General features: G+C 68.4%; 16 protein-coding genes and 1 tRNA gene. 9 read left to right on the forward strand and 8 right to left on the reverse strand.

Annotation, left to right across the window (positions count from 1 at the left end):
- Nucleotides 1-54: 54 nt before the first annotated feature.
- Nucleotides 55-1908, forward strand: a complete 1854-nt coding sequence (locus Drose_RS02400) for a glycerol-3-phosphate dehydrogenase/oxidase (protein WP_260726543.1) — start codon at nucleotides 55-57, stop codon at nucleotides 1906-1908.
- Between the two features lie 102 nt (nucleotides 1909-2010).
- On the opposite strand, the gene Drose_RS02405 is transcribed toward Drose_RS02400, so the two are convergent.
- Nucleotides 2011-3414 (reverse strand): FAD-binding oxidoreductase, encoded by a 1404-nt coding sequence (locus Drose_RS02405; RefSeq protein WP_260726544.1) that lies wholly within the window; start codon nucleotides 3412-3414, stop codon nucleotides 2011-2013.
- A 19-nt stretch (nucleotides 3415-3433) separates the two neighbouring features.
- Between Drose_RS02405 and Drose_RS02410 the strand changes: the two genes are divergently transcribed.
- The 3 genes from Drose_RS02410 to bfr all read left to right on the forward strand — a co-directional run bounded on the left by Drose_RS02410 (nucleotide 3434) and on the right by bfr (nucleotide 4477).
- Nucleotides 3434-3712 carry a DUF4031 domain-containing protein gene (locus Drose_RS02410; RefSeq protein WP_260726545.1) on the forward strand — a complete coding sequence of 93 codons (279 nt, stop codon included), beginning with the start codon at nucleotides 3434-3436 and terminating at the stop codon, nucleotides 3710-3712.
- A 72-nt stretch (nucleotides 3713-3784) separates the two neighbouring features.
- On the forward strand, nucleotides 3785-3973 hold the full coding sequence (locus Drose_RS02415) for a (2Fe-2S)-binding protein (protein ID WP_260726546.1): 189 nt from the start codon (nucleotides 3785-3787) through the stop codon (nucleotides 3971-3973).
- A gap of 21 nt (nucleotides 3974-3994) precedes the next feature.
- Nucleotides 3995-4477 carry a bacterioferritin gene (gene bfr, locus Drose_RS02420; RefSeq protein WP_260726547.1) on the forward strand — a complete coding sequence of 161 codons (483 nt, stop codon included), beginning with the start codon at nucleotides 3995-3997 and terminating at the stop codon, nucleotides 4475-4477.
- On the opposite strand, the gene Drose_RS02425 is transcribed toward bfr, so the two are convergent.
- Nucleotides 4452-5057, reverse strand: coding sequence for an HD domain-containing protein (locus Drose_RS02425; RefSeq protein WP_260726548.1), 606 nt, complete (start codon nucleotides 5055-5057; stop codon nucleotides 4452-4454). The genes bfr and Drose_RS02425 overlap by 26 nt on opposite strands.
- A 77-nt stretch (nucleotides 5058-5134) precedes the next feature.
- Complete coding sequence (locus Drose_RS02430; protein ID WP_260726549.1) at nucleotides 5135-5779, reverse strand: UdgX family uracil-DNA binding protein; 645 nt, start codon at nucleotides 5777-5779, stop codon at nucleotides 5135-5137.
- A 170-nt stretch (nucleotides 5780-5949) separates the two neighbouring features.
- On the opposite strand from Drose_RS02430, the gene Drose_RS02435 reads away from it, so the two are divergent.
- Complete coding sequence (locus tag Drose_RS02435; RefSeq protein WP_260726550.1) at nucleotides 5950-6519, forward strand: Uma2 family endonuclease; 570 nt, start codon at nucleotides 5950-5952, stop codon at nucleotides 6517-6519.
- Between the two features lie 487 nt (nucleotides 6520-7006).
- Nucleotides 7007-8200: an ATP-binding protein gene (locus Drose_RS02440; RefSeq protein WP_260726551.1), complete on the forward strand. Its 1194-nt coding sequence runs from the start codon at nucleotides 7007-7009 to the stop codon at nucleotides 8198-8200.
- 779 nt (nucleotides 8201-8979) lie between these two features.
- Here Drose_RS02440 and Drose_RS02445 read toward each other — a convergent pair.
- Nucleotides 8980-9189 carry a hypothetical protein gene (locus Drose_RS02445; protein ID WP_260726552.1) on the reverse strand — a complete coding sequence of 70 codons (210 nt, stop codon included), beginning with the start codon at nucleotides 9187-9189 and terminating at the stop codon, nucleotides 8980-8982.
- 326 nt (nucleotides 9190-9515) lie between these two features.
- Between Drose_RS02445 and Drose_RS02450 the strand changes: the two genes are divergently transcribed.
- Complete coding sequence (locus Drose_RS02450; RefSeq protein WP_260726553.1) at nucleotides 9516-10442, forward strand: tyrosine-type recombinase/integrase; 927 nt, start codon at nucleotides 9516-9518, stop codon at nucleotides 10440-10442.
- A 62-nt stretch (nucleotides 10443-10504) separates the two neighbouring features.
- Here Drose_RS02450 and Drose_RS02455 read toward each other — a convergent pair.
- The 3 genes from Drose_RS02455 to Drose_RS02465 all read right to left on the reverse strand — a co-directional run bounded on the left by Drose_RS02455 (nucleotide 10505) and on the right by Drose_RS02465 (nucleotide 12723).
- Nucleotides 10505-10581, reverse strand: a tRNA-Pro gene (locus Drose_RS02455).
- Between the two features lie 85 nt (nucleotides 10582-10666).
- On the reverse strand, nucleotides 10667-11833 hold the full coding sequence (locus Drose_RS02460; RefSeq protein ID WP_260726554.1) for an alpha/beta hydrolase family protein: 1167 nt from the start codon (nucleotides 11831-11833) through the stop codon (nucleotides 10667-10669).
- On the reverse strand, nucleotides 11830-12723 hold the full coding sequence (locus Drose_RS02465) for a metallophosphoesterase (RefSeq protein ID WP_260726555.1): 894 nt from the start codon (nucleotides 12721-12723) through the stop codon (nucleotides 11830-11832). The genes Drose_RS02460 and Drose_RS02465 overlap by 4 nt, the downstream gene beginning before the upstream one ends.
- 64 nt (nucleotides 12724-12787) lie before the next feature.
- Between Drose_RS02465 and Drose_RS02470 the strand changes: the two genes are divergently transcribed.
- Nucleotides 12788-13240, forward strand: coding sequence for a GatB/YqeY domain-containing protein (locus tag Drose_RS02470; RefSeq protein WP_260726556.1), 453 nt, complete (start codon nucleotides 12788-12790; stop codon nucleotides 13238-13240).
- A 501-nt stretch (nucleotides 13241-13741) separates the two neighbouring features.
- Here Drose_RS02470 and Drose_RS02475 read toward each other — a convergent pair.
- The gene (locus tag Drose_RS02475) at nucleotides 13742-16204 is read right to left on the reverse strand and encodes a transglycosylase domain-containing protein (RefSeq protein ID WP_260729574.1); all 2463 of its coding nucleotides are present in this window, start codon (nucleotides 16202-16204) and stop codon (nucleotides 13742-13744) included.
- A 433-nt stretch (nucleotides 16205-16637) separates the two neighbouring features.
- On the opposite strand from Drose_RS02475, the gene Drose_RS02480 reads away from it, so the two are divergent.
- Nucleotides 16638-16949: a WhiB family transcriptional regulator gene (locus Drose_RS02480; RefSeq protein WP_259861157.1), complete on the forward strand. Its 312-nt coding sequence runs from the start codon at nucleotides 16638-16640 to the stop codon at nucleotides 16947-16949.
- The last annotated feature ends 9 nt before the right edge of the window (nucleotides 16950-16958 follow it).

The following is a 16958-nucleotide window of genomic DNA, read 5'->3' on the forward strand; positions in this document are numbered from 1 at the left end:
GTGATTCCCGGCCGGGCCCGTCCCACACCAATGCGCGAAAGCCGCGGCTACCGTATGAGGGTGCGTCGTGAACCCTCCACGTCCCGTTTCGAGGCCGGCCGGCTCTCACCCGCCCGCAGGGCGGCGGACGTCGCGCGGCTGCGCCGCGAGCGCTTCGACGTGTTGATCATCGGTGGCGGGATCACCGGCGTCGGCGCCGCGCTCGACGCGGCGTCCCGCGGGCTGTCCGTCGCGCTCGTCGAGGCCCGTGACCTGGCATCGGGCACGTCCAGCCGGTCGTCGAAGCTGATCCACGGCGGCCTGCGGTATCTCGAACAGCTCGAGTTCGGCCTGGTCGCCGAGGCACTCCAGGAGCGCGGCCTGCTGGCCACCCGACTGGCGCCGCACCTCGTCCGCCCGGTGCCGATCCTGGTGCCGCTGCCCGCGCGCCGCGGCCGCACCGGGCTCGCCCAGCGGGTCTGGCAGCGGGCCTATTACGGCACCGGCGTCGGGCTCTACGACGCGTTCGCGTCCGTCGCCCAGTTGCACGGGTCCGCGCCGCGGGGCATGCCGCTGCACCGGCACCTGTCGCGGACCGAGACGCACCGGCGCTTCCCCTCGCTGCGCGAGGACGCGATCAGCGGCGCAATCCAGTACTTCGACGGCCAGGTCGACGACGCCCGCCTGGTCGCCACCGTCGCCCGGACCGCGGCGAGCCTCGGCGCCGCGATCGTGCCCAGCGCCCGGGCCGTCGGCCTGCTGCGCGACGCCCGGGAGGTCACCGGCGTGCGGGTGCGCGACCTGGAGAGCCGCGAGGAGTTCGAGGTGCACGCCCGCACCGTCGTCGCGGCGACCGGGGTGTGGCTGGACGACATCGCCGGCCTGCTGTCCGGCGAGGGGCCGCGCGAGTCGGCCGGCATGCGGGTGCGCGCCAGCAAGGGGGTGCACCTGGTCGTGCCGCGCTCGGCGATCACCGGCGAGGCCGGCCTCATCCTGCGCACCCCGACCTCGGTGCTGTTCGTCATCCCGTGGGGCGGGCACTGGATCATCGGCACGACCGACACGGACTGGAACCTGGACCGCGGCCATCCGGCGGCGTCGGCGACCGACATCTCCTATCTGCTGGGCCAGGTCAACGCGGTCCTCGACCGCCCGCTCAGCACCACCGACATCGAGGGCGTCTACGCCGGCCTGCGCCCGCTGCTGTCCCGCGAGGCGAAGCAGCGCCAGCCGCACAGCCGCGACGAGCAGACCTCCACCCTGTCCCGGACCCACGCGGTTGTTGAACCGATGCTCGGCCTGATGCTGATCGCCGGCGGGAAGTACACGACGTATCGCGTGATGGCGGCCGACGTCATCGACCGGGTCGCACACCGGCTGGGCGGCCTGCGCCGCCACGGCGGCCGGGTGCACGCCTCGCGGACCGCCGACCTGCCGTTGCTCGGCGCGGACGGCTACCATCCGCTGTGGACAAACCGGGCAGACCTGGCCCGGCGTCACGGCATCCCGGTGGGCGTGCTGGAGCACCTCCTGGAGCGATACGGTTCGCTGGCCTTCGAAGTGCTGGATCTCGACCTCGAGCTGCGGCGGGCGCTCCCGGGCGCGCCGGAGTACCTCGCGGCCGAGGTGGCGTATGCGGCCATGGCCGAGGGGGCACTGCACCTCGAGGACGTGCTGACCCGCCGCACGCGGATCTCGTTCGAGACCGACCACCGGGGCGTCGTCTCGGCGGTCGAGGCGGCCGGGGTGATGGGCGACGTGCTCGGCTGGGACGCGGCGACCCGCACCCGCGAGGTCGACCACTACCTGGCCCGGGTCGCGGCGGAGCAGGAGTCCCAGACGATGCCCGACGACCTGACCGCCGACGCCGCCCGCCTGGGCGCCCCGGACGTGCGCGGCTTCATGGCCGACCGCGCCGCCGCCCGCTGACCCACCCCCTTTGCTGCGTCGATCTTGCAGTTGTGGTGCCAGGACACTCCGGCAATGTCCGGTTTGGTGGGAACCACAACTGCAAGATCGAGAGGGTTAGGGTTAGAAGACCTTGCCGGGGTTCAGGATGTTGTCGGGGTCCAGGGCGGTCTTGATGGAACGGTGCGCCTTCAGGCCCGTCGGGCCGATCTCGCGCGCCAGCCAGTCGCGCTTCAGCAGTCCCACGCCGTGCTCGCCGGTCGACGTGCCACCCAGTGACAGGCCCAGCGACATGATCGCGTCGAACACCTTCTGGCCCTGTGCCAGGTTCACCGGATCGCTGCGGTCGATGACGATGATCGGGTGCAGGTTGCCGTCGCCGGCGTGGCCCACCGTCGCCACCACCACGCCGTGCTCGGCGGAGATGAACTCGATGCCCTCGATCAGCTCCACCAGGCGCGTGCGCGGGACGGCCACGTCGTCCACCATGATGCCGCCGCCGCCCGGGAAGAGCTGGGCGGCGAAGTGCTCCAGCGCCGGGTGGGCCAGCCGCCGCGCCGCCAGCAGGGAGTCGGCCTCCGCCTCGTCCGAGGCCACGTAGACGTCGCTCGCCTGGGCCGAGCGGCACATCGCGGCGATCCGGGCCAGGTCGTCGGGGGCCCGGCCGCCCGAGTCGACGGCCGCGACGAGCAGGGCCGCCGCGGCGGTCGGCAGGTCCATCGGCCGATACGCCTCGATCGCGGTGAGCGTGACCCGGTCGATGACTTCCAGCATGCTCGGCTGCATCCCGGAGCTGACCACCGCGGAGACGGCGGCACCGGCGGCGGCGAGCGTGTCGAAGACGGCCACCAGGGTCAGCGCGGGCTCGGGGGCCGGGCGCAGCTTGACGGTGATCTCGGTGATCACGCCGAGCGTGCCCTCGGAGCCGACGAAGAGGCTCGTCAGGTCGTAGCCCGCCACGCCCTTCGCCGTCCGCCGGCCGCAGTTGAGCACCTCGCCGCTGGCCAGCACGACCTCGAGGCCGATGACGTGATCGCTGGTCACCCCGTACTTCACGCAGCACATCCCGCCCGCGTCGGTCGAGACGTTGCCACCGATCGTCGACTGCTCCCACGACCCCGGGTCGGGTGGGTAATACAGTCCCTCGGCGGCCACGGCGCGGCGTAGCTGGGCGTTGACCACCCCGGGCTGTACGACCGCGATGCGGTTGGCGGCGTCGATGTCGATGATCTCGTTCATCCCGGTCAGCGAGAGCACGATGGCGCCCTCGATCGCGTTGGCGCCGCCGGCGAGCCCGGATCGGGCGCCCTGCGGAATGACCGGGATTCTGTGCCGGGTCGCCGCGCGGAGGACGGCGGAGACCTGGCCGGTGGTGCGGGGCCGTACGACCACGGCGGGCGTACCGTACGGGACCAGGTCAGCCTCGTCGTGCTCGTACGACTGGAGAAGGTCGGGATCGGTGAGCACGCCTCCCTCGTGGGGCAGGGCGCCGAGAAGCTCCTGGACGAGATCCGTGTTGAGATCCATGACTGGCACGCTAGTAGGTGTGCTCTACCTCGACGCGCCGCGGTGGCCGGCCCATGGCCGACTCTGGGCCCATCTGATCAGCGATGTGTCCGTCGCCGAGCTCCACGCGTTCGCCGAGCTGCTCGGCGTGCCGCGGCGCGGCTTCGATCGGGACCACTACGACGTGCCGGCCGACCGGGTCCAGGCCGCCATCTGGCTGGGTGCCCGCTGCGTGACCTCGAAAGAGATCGTCAGCCGCCTGGTTGCTGCCGGTTTGCGTCGACCACGGCATTTGTTCCACCGGGACTTCGGCAAATAGCTGGTCAGGGCCTTGTGCAACCGGAGAACTTAGGCCACCCTTGCTTAGGCAAGCCTAAGCAAGGAGTTCGACGTGTACGTGTGCATCTGCGCCCGCGTCCGGGAGTGTGAGATCCGCCAGGTCATCCAGGCCGGCGCCCACAGCGAGGACGCCGTCGGCGACGAATGCGGGGCCGGCACCGGCTGCGGTACCTGCCTCGATCGCATCGCCGATCTGATCGACGCGGAAGTTCCCGGAAGTGTCCTGCCCGCTTTGGCCTAGAAAAGGGACTACCCTGCCCACATGCAGGGGGACGCACGAGTCATCGAATTTCTCAACGAGCAGTTGACTGCTGAGCTCACCGCGATCAACCAGTACTTCCTGCACGCCAAGATGCAGGAGAACTGGGGATACACGGTCCTCGCCAAGCACACCAGGCACGAATCGATCGACGAGATGAAGCACGCCGAGGTGCTCACCGACCGGATCCTCTTCCTGGAGGCGCTGCCGAACTACCAGCGCCTTCTCCCGCTCCGGATCGGCGAGACCGTCCCGGAGCAGTTCAACTGCGACCTGCAGATCGAGATGGAAGCGGTGGACCGACTGCGCCGCGGCATCGAGTACATGCGCTCGATCGGCGACGTGACCTCGGCGAACATCTTCGAGGACATCCTCGCCGACGAGGAGCACCACATCGACTACCTCGAGACGCAACTGGGACTCATCGAGAAGCTCGGCGAGCCGCTGTACCTCCAGAACGTCACGGAGCACCCAGAAGCGTCCTGATCTCCCGGCGCAGGTTCTCGTGCGCACGGGCCGTCCACTCGGCTCGTGCCGGCACCGCACGGAACAGCGCCGGCAGGTCGAGCAGCTTCTGCAGGATCGCCGCGCGGCCCGGCCGGAAGACCTCATCCGGCACCGCGGCGTACTCGGCGCGCACCGCGACCGTGTAGCGCTCGTAGGCCGCCGCGTCGACGGCCAGCACGGCCAGATCCGCGTCAGCCAGCAGGGCGCCGTTGCGGTCCCCGCCCGCGACGGCATGGCCGGCGGTGAGCCGGACCAGCCGAACCACTTCTTCGACGCGCCCGGCCGGGACGCCGAGCGTTCCGAGCCTGCCGCGGGCGAGCTGCGCGCTCTGCTCCTCGTTGTCCGTGGCGAACGGCGAGTAGACCGCGTCGTGGAACCACACCGCCAGCCGGACCGCGTCCGCGTCGTCGGCCAGGTCCGCGTGCTCGTCGACGACGCGCAGCATCGCCGCGAGATGCTCCAGCGTGTGGTACCGCCGGTGGGGCTCCGAATACCGCTCGATCAACTCCCCGCCGACGGCGTCCTCGCCCGGGAAGAGCCGCTGCCACTGCTCGATCACACGCCCGAGACTAAAGGTTTCGTGGGCCCGATCCTCCGAGACGAGCGGTCTCCGCTGAGATGTTCGGGGGCCGGTTGTCAGGCCGGGCCGCGGAGTCCTGTCAGATCCTCCACCATGCCGGCGAACATCGCCTCGCGGTCGTCGGCGCGCAGCACGGCGGACGGGTGGATGGTGGCGACCAGGACGGCCTCCGGGACACCTTTGAAGTCCTCGGGCCGGTCCGCGCTGCTCGGCCAGGGCAGCGGCACACCGTGTTGCTTCGTCACCCGGAAACCCGGCCCGAGCAGCGCCTTGGCGGCGGTGGCCCCGAGCGCCACCACCCGGGCCGGCCGGACGACCTCGAACTCCGCGACCAGCCACGGCCGGCAGGCGACGATCTCGCCGCGGTCGGGCGACTGATGGAGCTGCCGCTTCCCGGCCGCCGCGGGGCGATGCTTGAAATGCTTGACGGCGTTGGTGAGATACATGGTCGTACGGTCGAGGCCCGCCTCGGCGAACGCCCGGTCGAGCACCTTCCCGGCCGGCCCGACGAACGGCCTGCCCCGCCGGTCCTCGACGTCCCCGGGCTGTTCACCCACCACCAGGATGCGCGCGTCCCCGGGCCCTTCGCCGAAGACCGCCTGGGTGGTGTCCTTGTAGAGTTCGCAGCCGCGGCACCCTTGGACCGCGGCGCGCAACTCGTCAAGACTGCCGTGGTCGGGCACGAACTCCGCTGCCGTCATGCCTGCCCGATACCCGCCGGCTGAGCGTCCCATGCAGGCTTCGACGCCGCATGGCTGGGATCGTTTCGCAAGATCGTCTCCCAGATTTCTCCCGGCGCTCGGGAGCCCGCTGTCACCGGGCACGCGCTCGTGGGACGCTGGTGGGGGACACGCGTGGAGGTGAGTCGCCGATGAGCGTGAGCGTGCTGGAGCATGTGGGGCCGTGGAGTGAGGACGAGTACTTCGCGCTCGGCGAGACGCCGAACCGGATCGAGTTGATCGACGGGAGCTTGCTGGTGAGCCCAGCGCCGGCCATTCGGCACCAGATCCTGTCCCGCCGCATCGCGAACGCGCTCGACCCGGGCGCGTCGGCGGCCGGTCTGCTGGTGCTGGAGGCGGTCAACGTCCGCTTGCAGGCCGGACGCATCGTCATCCCCGATCTCGTGGTCTCGGACGTCGACGAGGGCATGATGATCGACGCGGTCGATGTGACCGTGGTCGGCGAGATCGTCTCACCCAGCAACGCGGCGTCCGACCGGGTGACGAAGATGAATTTCTACGCCACGGCGGGCATCGGGTGGTACCTGCTGGTCGAGCAGCATTCGCTGTCGTCGGTCGTCCTGCGTCTACTGCGGCTGGAGGGCGAGCGCTACGTGGAGCATGCGCTGGTGAGCAGCGGGAAGACGTTGACCTCGGACAGCCCGTTCGCGATCCGCCTCGACACCGGCGCGTTGGCCGCTGGCGGGGCCGCTGCCTCTTGATCGGTCCCAGCCCTGCCACAAAAGTGATCTAGCCTCAGCCCCTCCGTAACCCTGAGCCCCGGCTGGCTGCCCCGCCGGAGGCAAAGAGCGCGCGAGTCCTCGACAGGCCGTTCCGGGATGGCGACCTCACAAGATCATCTTCCGGGTGGTTCCCGATCCGGTGGGGGTGGCAAGTCCGTATACATCGGGACTATCACCATCTTGGCTGAACGGCAGGCCCGGTCGCGGAAGCATTTGGAGTCGCCTACGGCCTCGTGCGGTGCGGTGCTCGGTTGTCCACGGCTGTCGCACCCGCGTGCACCCGCGTCACGCCCTCGTACGTGATACTTGGAGTCACTAGGAGTCGCCTACGGCCTCGTACGGGCGGTGTTCGGTTGTCCACGGCCGTCGCACCTGCGTGCAGCCTAGTCACACCCTCGTCACACCCTCGTGTGCGATACTTGGAGTCACTAGGCGAAGTGACGCTCCAGCGCTTATCATCTTGTTCGTGACTGATCCGAACCAGGATGCGAAGTTTACCCGATTTGCCGCCCTCAACAACGTGTTCACTCCCGGCACGCCCGTTCTTCGGCGAGATCGATTCCATGGACGTGTTGATCAAATATTCGAGATTATCAACTCTGTTGCGCAGCCGGGCACGCATGTTGTGCTGTATGGCGAGCGGGGAGTGGGCAAGACATCGCTTGCGAACGTGCTGTCGGACTTTCTCGCCCCAATTTGGGGGAGTCGTCGGCCAACAGTACGTGTTAACTGCACAACCGACGACAAGTTTAAAACAATCTGGACTCGCGTTCTGCAGGAAATGGCCCTAGACGTGCCCGAAGAATGGGCGCTCGGAAAAGCCGGTCCCGATTCGGTTCGTCGGATTCTGCAGGAGGCAAGTCCGCCTCGGCTCGTCATTCTTGACGAGTTCGACCGCGTCGAGGATGACGAGTCGCTTTCGCTGATGGCGGATACGGTAAAGGCCCTTTCTGACCATGCGGTAGATACTCGGCTCATTATCGTTGGCATGGCGGACTCCATTGACGCCCTTATTGGCGAGCATGAGTCGATTCAGCGAGCTATTGCCGAAGTTCAACTCGGTCGGATGGAGCCCGCTGAGCTCGGCGGCATCATCGACGATGGTTTAGCTCAGGTTAGTATGACTATCACGCCGACTGCACGTCATCGGATTGGCCGGCTCGCGGAGGGGTTGCCTCAGTACGTTCATATGCTGACGCTCTACGCAGCTCAACGCGCGGTGATTGACGATCGCGGGCAGGTTGACGTCGATGACGTGCGAGACGCCATCGATAAGGTCGCCAAAAAGCATTCGCTATTGCGCGAGTATCAAACTGCGGTGCAGAGTCCTCGGCGCGACAATCTGTTCGCTCAGGTACTGGCAGCATGCGCGTTGGCGGAGAAGAACCGACTTGGCTATTTTACGCCTGGCGCCGTTAAGGAGCCGATGTCACGGCTAATGGGGAAGCCTTACGATATCGCCAACTTCGCTACGCACCTCTCGGCCTTCACCGGAAGTGAGCGGGGGTTCGTACTGCAACGCTCTGGCGTCGAACGCAAATATGTGTACCGATTCAAGAACCCCCTACTTCAGCCGTTTGCTTTGCTGGCGGCGCTGTCGGAAGGAATCATTTCCAAGGAATTGGTTGATGAGATCCTTGGCGAGTCTCCTAACACGTAGTCCGAGGCTCCAGTTCGAGTTCCGCCGTTGACACGTACGTGTCAGCCGTGCGGAGGCTGCGCCGGTTCGTTCTTCAGCGGTGACCACTCACAGCGGCGGCGGGGAGGGTGTCACCGCACCGCAACTTCCGCTGAGACCTTGAGTTGTTCCACCATCGACGTCCACGCCCTGGTCCTCGGTCTCGGCCGGCGGACCGGGGCGTCCGTCGTTTCTGTGGCTTGAACCCGGCGTCGCTGATTCCGGTGCGGGCGCCGGGGCTTGCCTGCGCGTCGCCGAAGGCGTAAGCGCAGGTCGCGGAGCGACCCCGTGGCGCCACGGTACGCCGCGTCAGCGGCGCCTTGAGGATGTGTGGGCGGCGGCGATCGATGCTCGCCGAAAGCTCTACCCAACTTCGCCGGTGGCGGTGTTGGATCGGCTCCTGCGGGGTGGTTCATGATGCCAGTCACGTCCGGGCTCGTCCCCGGTCTGCTCCCCGGTTGCTCCCGGAAGGGCCGCAGAGACGGTGCAGGGCCGATCTCCTCGTCTGAGGAAACCGGCCCTGGCCTGGTGTTTCACGTGGTCGGGGTAGCCGGATTTGAACCGACGACCTCTTCGTCCCGAACGCGGGTGATAGCCGCAGTCTGTTGCCGGGGTGGCTGTCGTTGCCTGTCACACAGTGCCGCTCAGCCGTCGTTCACTGCCATCCCTTGCCAACCGTTAGCAAGCCTTGCGCCGACTTCCTGCTGACGATAGCGAATCATCCACTGTGGACAGACGTGCGCATCGTCCCGTTGCGGGGACTAGGCTGCGGACGCCTTGCCCTCCCATGGATATGGGATCGCCTTGAGTCGCGCCACGTGCGCGAGGTGACGGCGCTGCCGATCGGTGTCCCCGGCCGCGCCCGCCTCATCGGCCCACCCCTGAACCTCGGCGATCGTCGACTCGTGCTCGGCGACCAGGGCCTCACGTAGTGCCCGGATGTGTGGATCGTTGCTCAGGTCGACGGTCATGCCTGATCCCCTCCCAATCGTTCGTCCAGCCTACCGAGGTCGTACATCTGAGTCTCGATCCTGCGCTGGTAGAACGCCATATGTTCCTCGTACTGAGCCACGATCGCACGGTCGCGTTCGAGCTGGTGCGTGATCCGGATCCGGTCAAACTCGTCTCGCTCGTGGGGTGTACTCATCGTTCCTCATGTGGTCGTCGGCTGCCCGGAATCGTCGTTTGCGATGCAGGACGGCGGCGATGCTGAAAATCAGCGGCGAGATCAGGCGCCGTCCGGACTGAGCGCTATTGACGGATCAACGGCATACGCGATGGTTGCATCTTCGCTGCGGTGCAGCAATGGGTGAGCGGCCTCGGCGTCACGCTGGCCCCGGCGACCGTCCGAGAGTGCCACCGGCTCACGCGGGCCGTGCTCGCGCTTGCCGTACGAGATCGGATCATCGCCGAGAACCCCGCTGATGGGGTGCGCTTGCCGAAGCGACGGCGCACCGACGCCGATGAGCAGGTCATCACCCGGGAGGCGTTCGCGGGCAGCATCCTGCCGGAGGTCCCAGAGCGGTACCGCGCACTGGTCGCGCTGGCCGGGGGGCGAGTGCATCGGCCTGACGTGGGCCGCTATCGACCTGGCGGCGGCGACCGTGCGGGTGAGCCGGGTGGCTATCGAGTCGCGGGAAACGTGACCTTCAAGCCCTACCCGAAGTCTCGCGCCGGTCGCCGGATCGTGCCGCTTCCGCCGTTCGTCGTCGAGCTGCTGCGGAAGCACCGCGAGCTGATCGAGCCGGGGCTGTCCGGTGAGGTCTTCACCAACGAGGTCGGCGGGCCGATGCGCCGGACGGTCTTCCGTGCGTGGATCTGGCGACCCGCGCTCGTACGCGCCGGACTGCTGGGCAAGGTGGTGCAGGTCGACCGGAAGGTCTGGCGTGCCACCTGGCTCGACCGGGACCGCTGCGAAGTCACCGAGGACTTCCCGAACCGTCGGGCGGCGCGCGCCCGGGTGTCGTGCATGGCACAGAGCGGGTTGCGGTTCCACGACCTGCGGCACTCCTACGCGACATGGCTGGTGTCAGACGGCGTGCCGCTGAACGACGTGGCGCGAGTCATGGGGCATGAGCAGATCTCGACCACGCTGGACCGCTACACGCACGCCTTCGAGCAGCGTGGCGCCGAGCGGGTACGGGATGCCGTCGCTGACTTTCCGCTGACGACGGAGGTGGAAGACAGCGCGGAGGGGGACGACGGCGCGGCTGGTGCCCGGTGAGCTGGCGCCGCAGAAATGACGAAAGGCCAGGTGAGAGGTTGTCTCTCCTGGCCTTTCGTCATTGGTCGGGGTAGCCGGATTTGAACCGACGACCTCTTCGTCCCGAACGAAGCGCGCTACCAAGCTGCGCTATACCCCGAGCGTGCCGAGTAATCGTAGCCCACCCTCGTCGCCCCGCAAACTCGGTATCCCCCGTGGCGGGCGGGACGGGTGGTGAACTGAGGTTACAACGACTTCAGAAACGACCGGAGCGCCGATTCGTAGGCCACCGGGTCGAGGTTCCAGCTACGACAGTGACCGGCCTCACGCGTCTCCACCAGGGTCACCAGCGGCGAGGCGGCGGCGAACTCGACCGTCGGCCACGGGGCCACGGTACGGTCGTCGTGGTCGACGTACACCAGTGTCGGCACGTCCAGTTTGCCGGCCACCGACCGGTAGTCCAGGTCCGACGCTCGCACGCCCAGGCGGCGCTGGATGAGCTTCAGCGCCGTCCAGGTCCACGGTGGCGGCACGTTGAGCTGCCGTGCGTTCATCTGCAGGGTCGCGGTCCAGTCGACCACCGGGCAGTCGAGCACAACACCGCGCAGGAAGCCCCCGTGGTCCCAGGAGCGCAGCAGGCTGAGGATCGCCGCGCCGCCCATGGACCAGCCGACCAGGATCACGTCGCGGGCGCCCGCCGACCTCGCGTATTCGATCGCGGACAGCACGTCGTGCCCCTCGGTGTGGCCGAGGTGGAACCGGTGGTCCGACGACGGCGGCGCCTCCGGGTCGTTCCGGTACGTCACGACGAGCGTCGGGTGGCCGCTCTCCGCCAGCGTGGGCAGCGCGCGCAGCGCCTCACCGCGGGGGGCGCCGCGACCGTGGACGGCGATGATCCAGGTGTCGTCCGGCCCGGTGGTCGGCGGCACCAGCCACGCCGGCAGCGGGCCCAGCTCACCCTGCACGATCACGTCCTCGAACGGCAGGCCGCGCGCCGACATCGGGTCGCCCTCGAAAACGTATCCCGAGGTGTACCCGCGGACGCCGGTCACCAGCGAACCCCGCGTCACCTCGGCGACCTCTCGCGTCACCGAGGCACGGTCGAGCGCGACGACCGGCCCGAGCCGCGCGTGGCCGTCCGCCCAGACGAACGACAGCGGGATCGACCGGGCGGTGTCCGGTGTGCGGGTCAGCGTGATGCGGTTGCCCGTCACGGCGCGGACCCGCACCGGGTAGTACCTGGCCCCGCCGTTGACGTTCAGCACCTGGCCCGTCAGGTACCAGCCCGCGCCGGCGGTGCCGGTGGGCAGGAGCACCGCCAGGCCGGCCGCGCCCGCGATGCCGGCGTAGGCGGCACGGCGGGGCCAGCGACGCGGCGCGGGGCCGGGGAGCGGTGCGGGGGTCGCCGTCATCGCGGGATGAGCGTCAGGATCGAGGCTTCCGGCGGGCAGGAGAACCGCACCGGCGCCGTCGGGTGGGTGCCCAGGCCGGCCGAGACGTGGAGGTACGACGCCGAGTACGGCCAGCGGTGCAGGCCCTTCGCCATCCGCCGGTCGAGGCCGCAGTTGGTGACCAGCGCGCCGTAGAACGGCACCGCCACCTGGCCGCCGTGCGTGTGGCCGGCGAGCAGCAGGTCGAAGCCGTCGTCGGCCATGCGGTCCAGGATGCGCGGCTCCGGCGAGTGGGTGAGGCCGATGCGCACGTCGACGTCGGCCGAGGCGGGCCCGGCGACGGCGTCGTAGTCGTCGCGGCCGATGTGCGGATCGTCGACGCCGATCAGTTCGACGGTCTGGCCGCCGGCCTTGATCGTCGTACGGGCGTTGTTGAGGTCCGTCCAGCCCGAACCGGTCAGCACGTCGCGCAGCTCCTCCGTGGGGAGCGCGGTGCCCTGCACGTACGGCCGGTGCTTGTTGAAGTAACCGAAGGGATTCTTGAACACGGGGCCGCGATAGTCGTTCGAGCCGAACACGAACGCGCCGGGACGGTCCAGGAGCGGGGTCAAGGCCCGTACGACCGCGGGCACCGCATCGACGTGGGCCATGGTGTCACCGGTCACCACGACCAGGTCCGGGTCGGTGCCGGCGAGCTCGGCGATCCAGCGCTGCTTGCGATGCTGCCCGGGGGTGAGGTGAAAGTCGCTGAGGTGGAGGATGCGCAGCGGCTCCGCGTCCGCCGCCAGGATCGGCACGTCGAACCGGCGCAGGGTGAACATGTTGCGCTCGATGAGCGAGGCGTAGGCAAGGGCGGCGGCGCCGGCGGCAACGGTGCCCGTCGCGAGGCGGAAGACTGTCTTCGAGCGCATTGGATCAGCGTACCGGCCCTTTTGCAACGCAATATGAGCAAGATCGGACGGATAGACTTCGTTCATGTTGAAGGCACGCCTGGAGTCCGACCTGCGCGACGCCATGAAGGCTCGTGACGAGCTGGTGACGTCGACCCTGCGGATGGCGCTCACCGCGGTGCGCAACGCGGAGGTCGCCGGCAAGTCCGCCCGTGAGCTCTCCGACGACGAGGTCCTGTCGGTCCTGACCAAGGAGGCCAAGAAGCGCCGCGAGGCCGCCGACGCGTTCGCCGACGCCGGCCGCGAGGCCCAGGCCGCGAAGGAGCGCGCCGAGGAGGAGGTCCTCGCCGGTTATCTCCCGAAGCAGCTTTCCGAGGAGGAGCTCACCGCGATCGTGCGCGACGCTCTGTCCGCCGCCGGCCTGAGCGGCATGTCGAGCATGGGTCCGGCAATGAAGGCGGCTCAGGCGGCCGTGGCGGGCCGGGCGGAGGGCGGTCGTGTCGCCGCCGTGGTCCGCGCTCAGCTCGCGGCGGGCTGACGCCGGTCGAGGGTCCGCTGCCGGCGTGGGGCACGGATTCGCGCGGCGCCGTCACCCGGTCACATGGTAGGAACATTGGACTGTAGGCCAAGGCCGCGAAGTTGAGCCCGGCAGCGCCTGGTCAACCCGGACGAGACCGGCAACTCGGGCGTGAGGCTCGCGAGGTGTCGCCGCCGAGGCACAGGCCCGTTGGGCTGAACGTCACCGCCTTGCTTGGTCATGGGAACGATCTGGCTGTCGGGGCAGCCGCATCTTTCCCATGATGGAGTGGCCTGGCTCGGAACGCACCGTCCCGGGGCCAGCGGCGACCACGAGCGACAGACACCACCCGCGCGACCGTGCGTCACCAACCCGTAGCGCAAGACCGGAATTGGCAGACGACCGCACGGTTCGACTTCGCGGTCCTGGGCTGTAGGCCAAGTTTTCCTACGAGCTGGTGCGAACGCAGCGGCGGGCGGCCCCGAAATCGAGGCCGCCCCCCGATGTGCGTGGATCAGCGGATCAGCAGACCCACGGGATCGGGCAGTTGTCGTCCGTGCGCCTGCCGTTGTTCCCGTTCCCGTTGCCGTTGCCCTGATTGCCGGTGTAAGGCGGGGCCTGGGCGCCGGGCCCCTTGCTGATGATCAGGGAGACCGGGCCACCCTTGACCGTGGCGCCGCCGGGCTCGGTGCGGGCCACGGTGCCCGCCGGGCACTCCGACGCCACCTGCTGGCTCGAGACCGACACGCTGAAGCCGGCGTTGCGGACCTTGGATCGGGCCTGGTCGACCGAGAGGCACTTGACCGACGGGATGTCCACCAGCTTGCCCTGCGCCTTGTCCTTCGTCGGGGGCGTGAAGCCGACCACCGGCTTGCCGGCCAGACCGTCACGCAGCACGGCCAGCGCGGCGAAGTTGACCGGCGGGTGCTTCATGTCCTTGTTGGTCTCGGGCCAGTCCGGGTCGGTGAGGAAGCCGGAGACCGCGAGCTGCTTCGTCATGGCGACGAACGTCGCGCTCTTCTCCGAGTCGGTCGTCCCGGTCTTGCCGGCGATCGGGCGGCCGACGAACTTGCGGGAGTAGCCCGCGGTGGCGCCCGAGCATTTGCCGGTGGCGGACTGGTCACCGACCGGGCAGCGGGCCATGTCGACGGCCGCGCGGGCCACCTCAGGATTGACGACCTGCTTGCACTTCGGGTCGAGCCCTTCGACCTTCTTGCCGTCGTTGTCCTTCAGTTCGAGGATCGGCGTCGGCTCGCAGTAGAGGCCGTCGGCGGCGAGGGTGCCGTAGGCGTTGGCCAACTGCAGCGGCGTGGTGGCGCTGACGCCGAGCGTGAACGCGCCCCAGCCCTTCGCGTTTTCCGGCTTGGCCAGGTCGGCGTCTTGCGGTGCGTTGAACTGGATGCCGAGCCGCTTGGCCACGTCCACGACCTTGTCGGCGCCGACCTGCTGCTCCAGCGGCACGAAATAGGTGTTGATGGAGCTGCCGAAGCCGGTCCACATGTTGTAGGGGCCGGACTGCCCGCCCGAGTTCTTCGGGCAGTAGTACGGGCCGTCGCAGGCGGCGGGACTGCTCGCGTTGATGCGGTAGTTCGACCGGAACTGCTTCTCGGTGTTGATGGTCGTCGCGAGCGGGTAACCCGCCTCGAGCGCCGCCACCGCCGTGAACATCTTGAACGTCGAGCCGGCCTGGTAACCCGGGATGTCGGCGTCGCCCGTGATGATCGGGACCGTCGTGTTGGGCCAGTTGCCCTTCTGGCCCCTCTTGCCGGGGTTGGTGTTGGTGCCGTTCTTCGACTGGTCGTTGCTGAACGTGCGGTTCGTCGCGATCGCGGTGACCCGGCCGGTGCCCGGCTCGACGGCGGCGAGCATCAGCGCGTTGGACTGGCCCAGCTTCACCTGCTGGTTGCCGGCCACGTCCTTCGGCTGCTGGTTCGCGTACTTGAACGCGGCCGCCTGGGTCTGGATGTCGAGCCCGGAGACGACCGTGTAGCCGCCGGCCCGCAGGCGGTTGGCGCGCTGGTACTGGTCCTCGCCGAAGATCGGCTGGGCGAGCCACCAGCGGCGCAGGTAGTCGCAGTAGAAGCCGGCGCCGAGCTCGGGACGCTGAACGAACTCGCATCCCTCAGGGGTGCGCTTGCCGACGATGTTCACTTTCGTGGCCGCCGCCTCGTCGGCCTGCTGCTTGGTGACGAACCCCATGCTCACCATCTGGTTGAGCACGTACTTCTGCCGGTCCAGCGCGCGCGGCAGGCCCTCGACCGTCGCCGGGTCGCTGGTGCCGGGCGCCTTGACGAGGCCCGCGATGAGGGCGGCCTCGGGCAGCGTCAGGTCCTTGGGGTCCTTCTCGAAGTAGACGTGCGAGGCCGCGAAGATGCCGTATGCGCCGTGACCGTAGGACGCGATGTTGAGATACCGCTCGAGGATCTCGTCCTTGCTGAGCTTCTTTTCGAGATCGATGGCGTACTTCATCTCGCGGAGCTTGCGCGTGGGCGTCTTGTCGGTCGCGTCGACGACCTCTTGCGGGGTCTTCGCCGAGTAGGAGATGGCCTGGCGCACGTATTGCATCGTGAGCGTCGACGCGCCCTGCTCGGTCTGGCCGCCCGCGTTCTGGTTCGCGACGAAGGCGCGCGCGACGCCCTTCACGTCGACACCGCGGTGCTGGTAGAACCGGTTGTCCTCGGCCGCGACGATGGCCTTGCGCATGACCTCGGCGACATCGGTCAACGGGACGTCGCGGCGGTTCTCGTCGTACATCATCGCCAGCAGCGTCTTGCCGTCGGATGCGTAGACGTACGAGATCTGCGGCGAGGGCAGCACGTCGATGTCGGTCGGAAGGTTGTCGAACGTGTCGGCGCCGGCCTTCGCGGCCAGTCCCGACATCGCGACCGCAGGGAACGCGGCCGCTGCGACCACCAAGCCTGCCAATAGCCCACAGAGCAGCAGAGAGGCCGCATTGGGCAGCAGGCCGTGCTCGCGTTTGCGCATCCAGGTCACCGCCTCAGACTACGTGACGACGTCACGAGGCCGCGTCCTGACGGCGACGGTCCTCGTTGTCTTAGACGCGTGACACCGAGCGTGAGGTTGACCCGTAGCCGAGTCTGATGCACGGATCACTGTCGTGTCGGCATTTTGGGCAAAACACACCCGGTCGTGACGCGCCGGTAGCACGCTTCGGCCCTTTGGTGGATCACATGGGACCGATTAACCTGGTGCAACAACGTTGCGTAACTGGACGATTACAGAGCATGATGTTCCGGAAAGCTCCTCTCGGGGTTCCCGTGGCCGGGGACCCTGCCGTCGCGCCGGGCAGACCGGCGAACTGCACTCGAAAGCCATGGGGGGACGTGGTTTGGGTGCTTTTCGCTGGGGCAAGCACGGCGGATGGACCCGGGGGGAGTCCAAGGGGGGAAGAGGAAATATGAGCATGGTCGTCGACTGGCCCAGCATCGCCGCGTGCCGCAATGGCGACCCGGACGCACTGTTCGTCCAGGGCGCCGAGCAGAACGTGGCGAAGCGGATCTGCCGCAGTTGCCCTGTGCGGTACGAGTGCCTGGCGGACGCCCTCGACAACCGGATCGAGTTCGGGGTCTGGGGCGGCATGACCGAGCGCGAGCGCCGGGCGTTGCTGCGCCGCCATCCGCAGGTGCCCAGCTGGCGCAAGATGTTCGAAGCGGCCATGGACCGCAACGAGAAGGACAACAGCACCAAAGAGTTGGTTCCGACCGGCTGAGGCGCCGGA

The sequence above is a fragment of the Dactylosporangium roseum genome, assembly GCF_025264685.1.
Taxonomy (GTDB): domain Bacteria; phylum Actinomycetota; class Actinomycetes; order Mycobacteriales; family Micromonosporaceae; genus Dactylosporangium; species Dactylosporangium roseum.

What these genes read in the sequence shown, in the direction of transcription:
- Drose_RS02480 (WP_259861157.1), top strand. Translation starts at nt 16,638, where the DNA reads ATGAGCATGGTCGTCGACTGGCCCAGCATCGCCGCGTGCCGCAATGGC.
- Drose_RS02445 (WP_260726552.1), bottom strand. Translation starts at nt 9,189, where the DNA reads ATGACCGTCGACCTGAGCAACGATCCACACATCCGGGCACTACGTGAG.
- Drose_RS02465 (WP_260726555.1), bottom strand. Translation starts at nt 12,723, where the DNA reads ATGCGCTCGAAGACAGTCTTCCGCCTCGCGACGGGCACCGTTGCCGCC.
- Drose_RS02460 (WP_260726554.1), bottom strand. Translation starts at nt 11,833, where the DNA reads ATGACGGCGACCCCCGCACCGCTCCCCGGCCCCGCGCCGCGTCGCTGG.
- Drose_RS02475 (WP_260729574.1), bottom strand. Translation starts at nt 16,204, where the DNA reads ATGCGCAAACGCGAGCACGGCCTGCTGCCCAATGCGGCCTCTCTGCTG.
- Drose_RS02430 (WP_260726549.1), bottom strand. Translation starts at nt 5,779, where the DNA reads ATGACGGCAGCGGAGTTCGTGCCCGACCACGGCAGTCTTGACGAGTTG.
- bfr (WP_260726547.1), top strand. Translation starts at nt 3,995, where the DNA reads ATGCAGGGGGACGCACGAGTCATCGAATTTCTCAACGAGCAGTTGACT.
- Drose_RS02405 (WP_260726544.1), bottom strand. Translation starts at nt 3,414, where the DNA reads ATGGATCTCAACACGGATCTCGTCCAGGAGCTTCTCGGCGCCCTGCCC.
- Drose_RS02400 (WP_260726543.1), top strand. Translation starts at nt 55, where the DNA reads ATGAGGGTGCGTCGTGAACCCTCCACGTCCCGTTTCGAGGCCGGCCGG.
- Drose_RS02435 (WP_260726550.1), top strand. Translation starts at nt 5,950, where the DNA reads ATGAGCGTGAGCGTGCTGGAGCATGTGGGGCCGTGGAGTGAGGACGAG.
- Drose_RS02470 (WP_260726556.1), top strand. Translation starts at nt 12,788, where the DNA reads ATGTTGAAGGCACGCCTGGAGTCCGACCTGCGCGACGCCATGAAGGCT.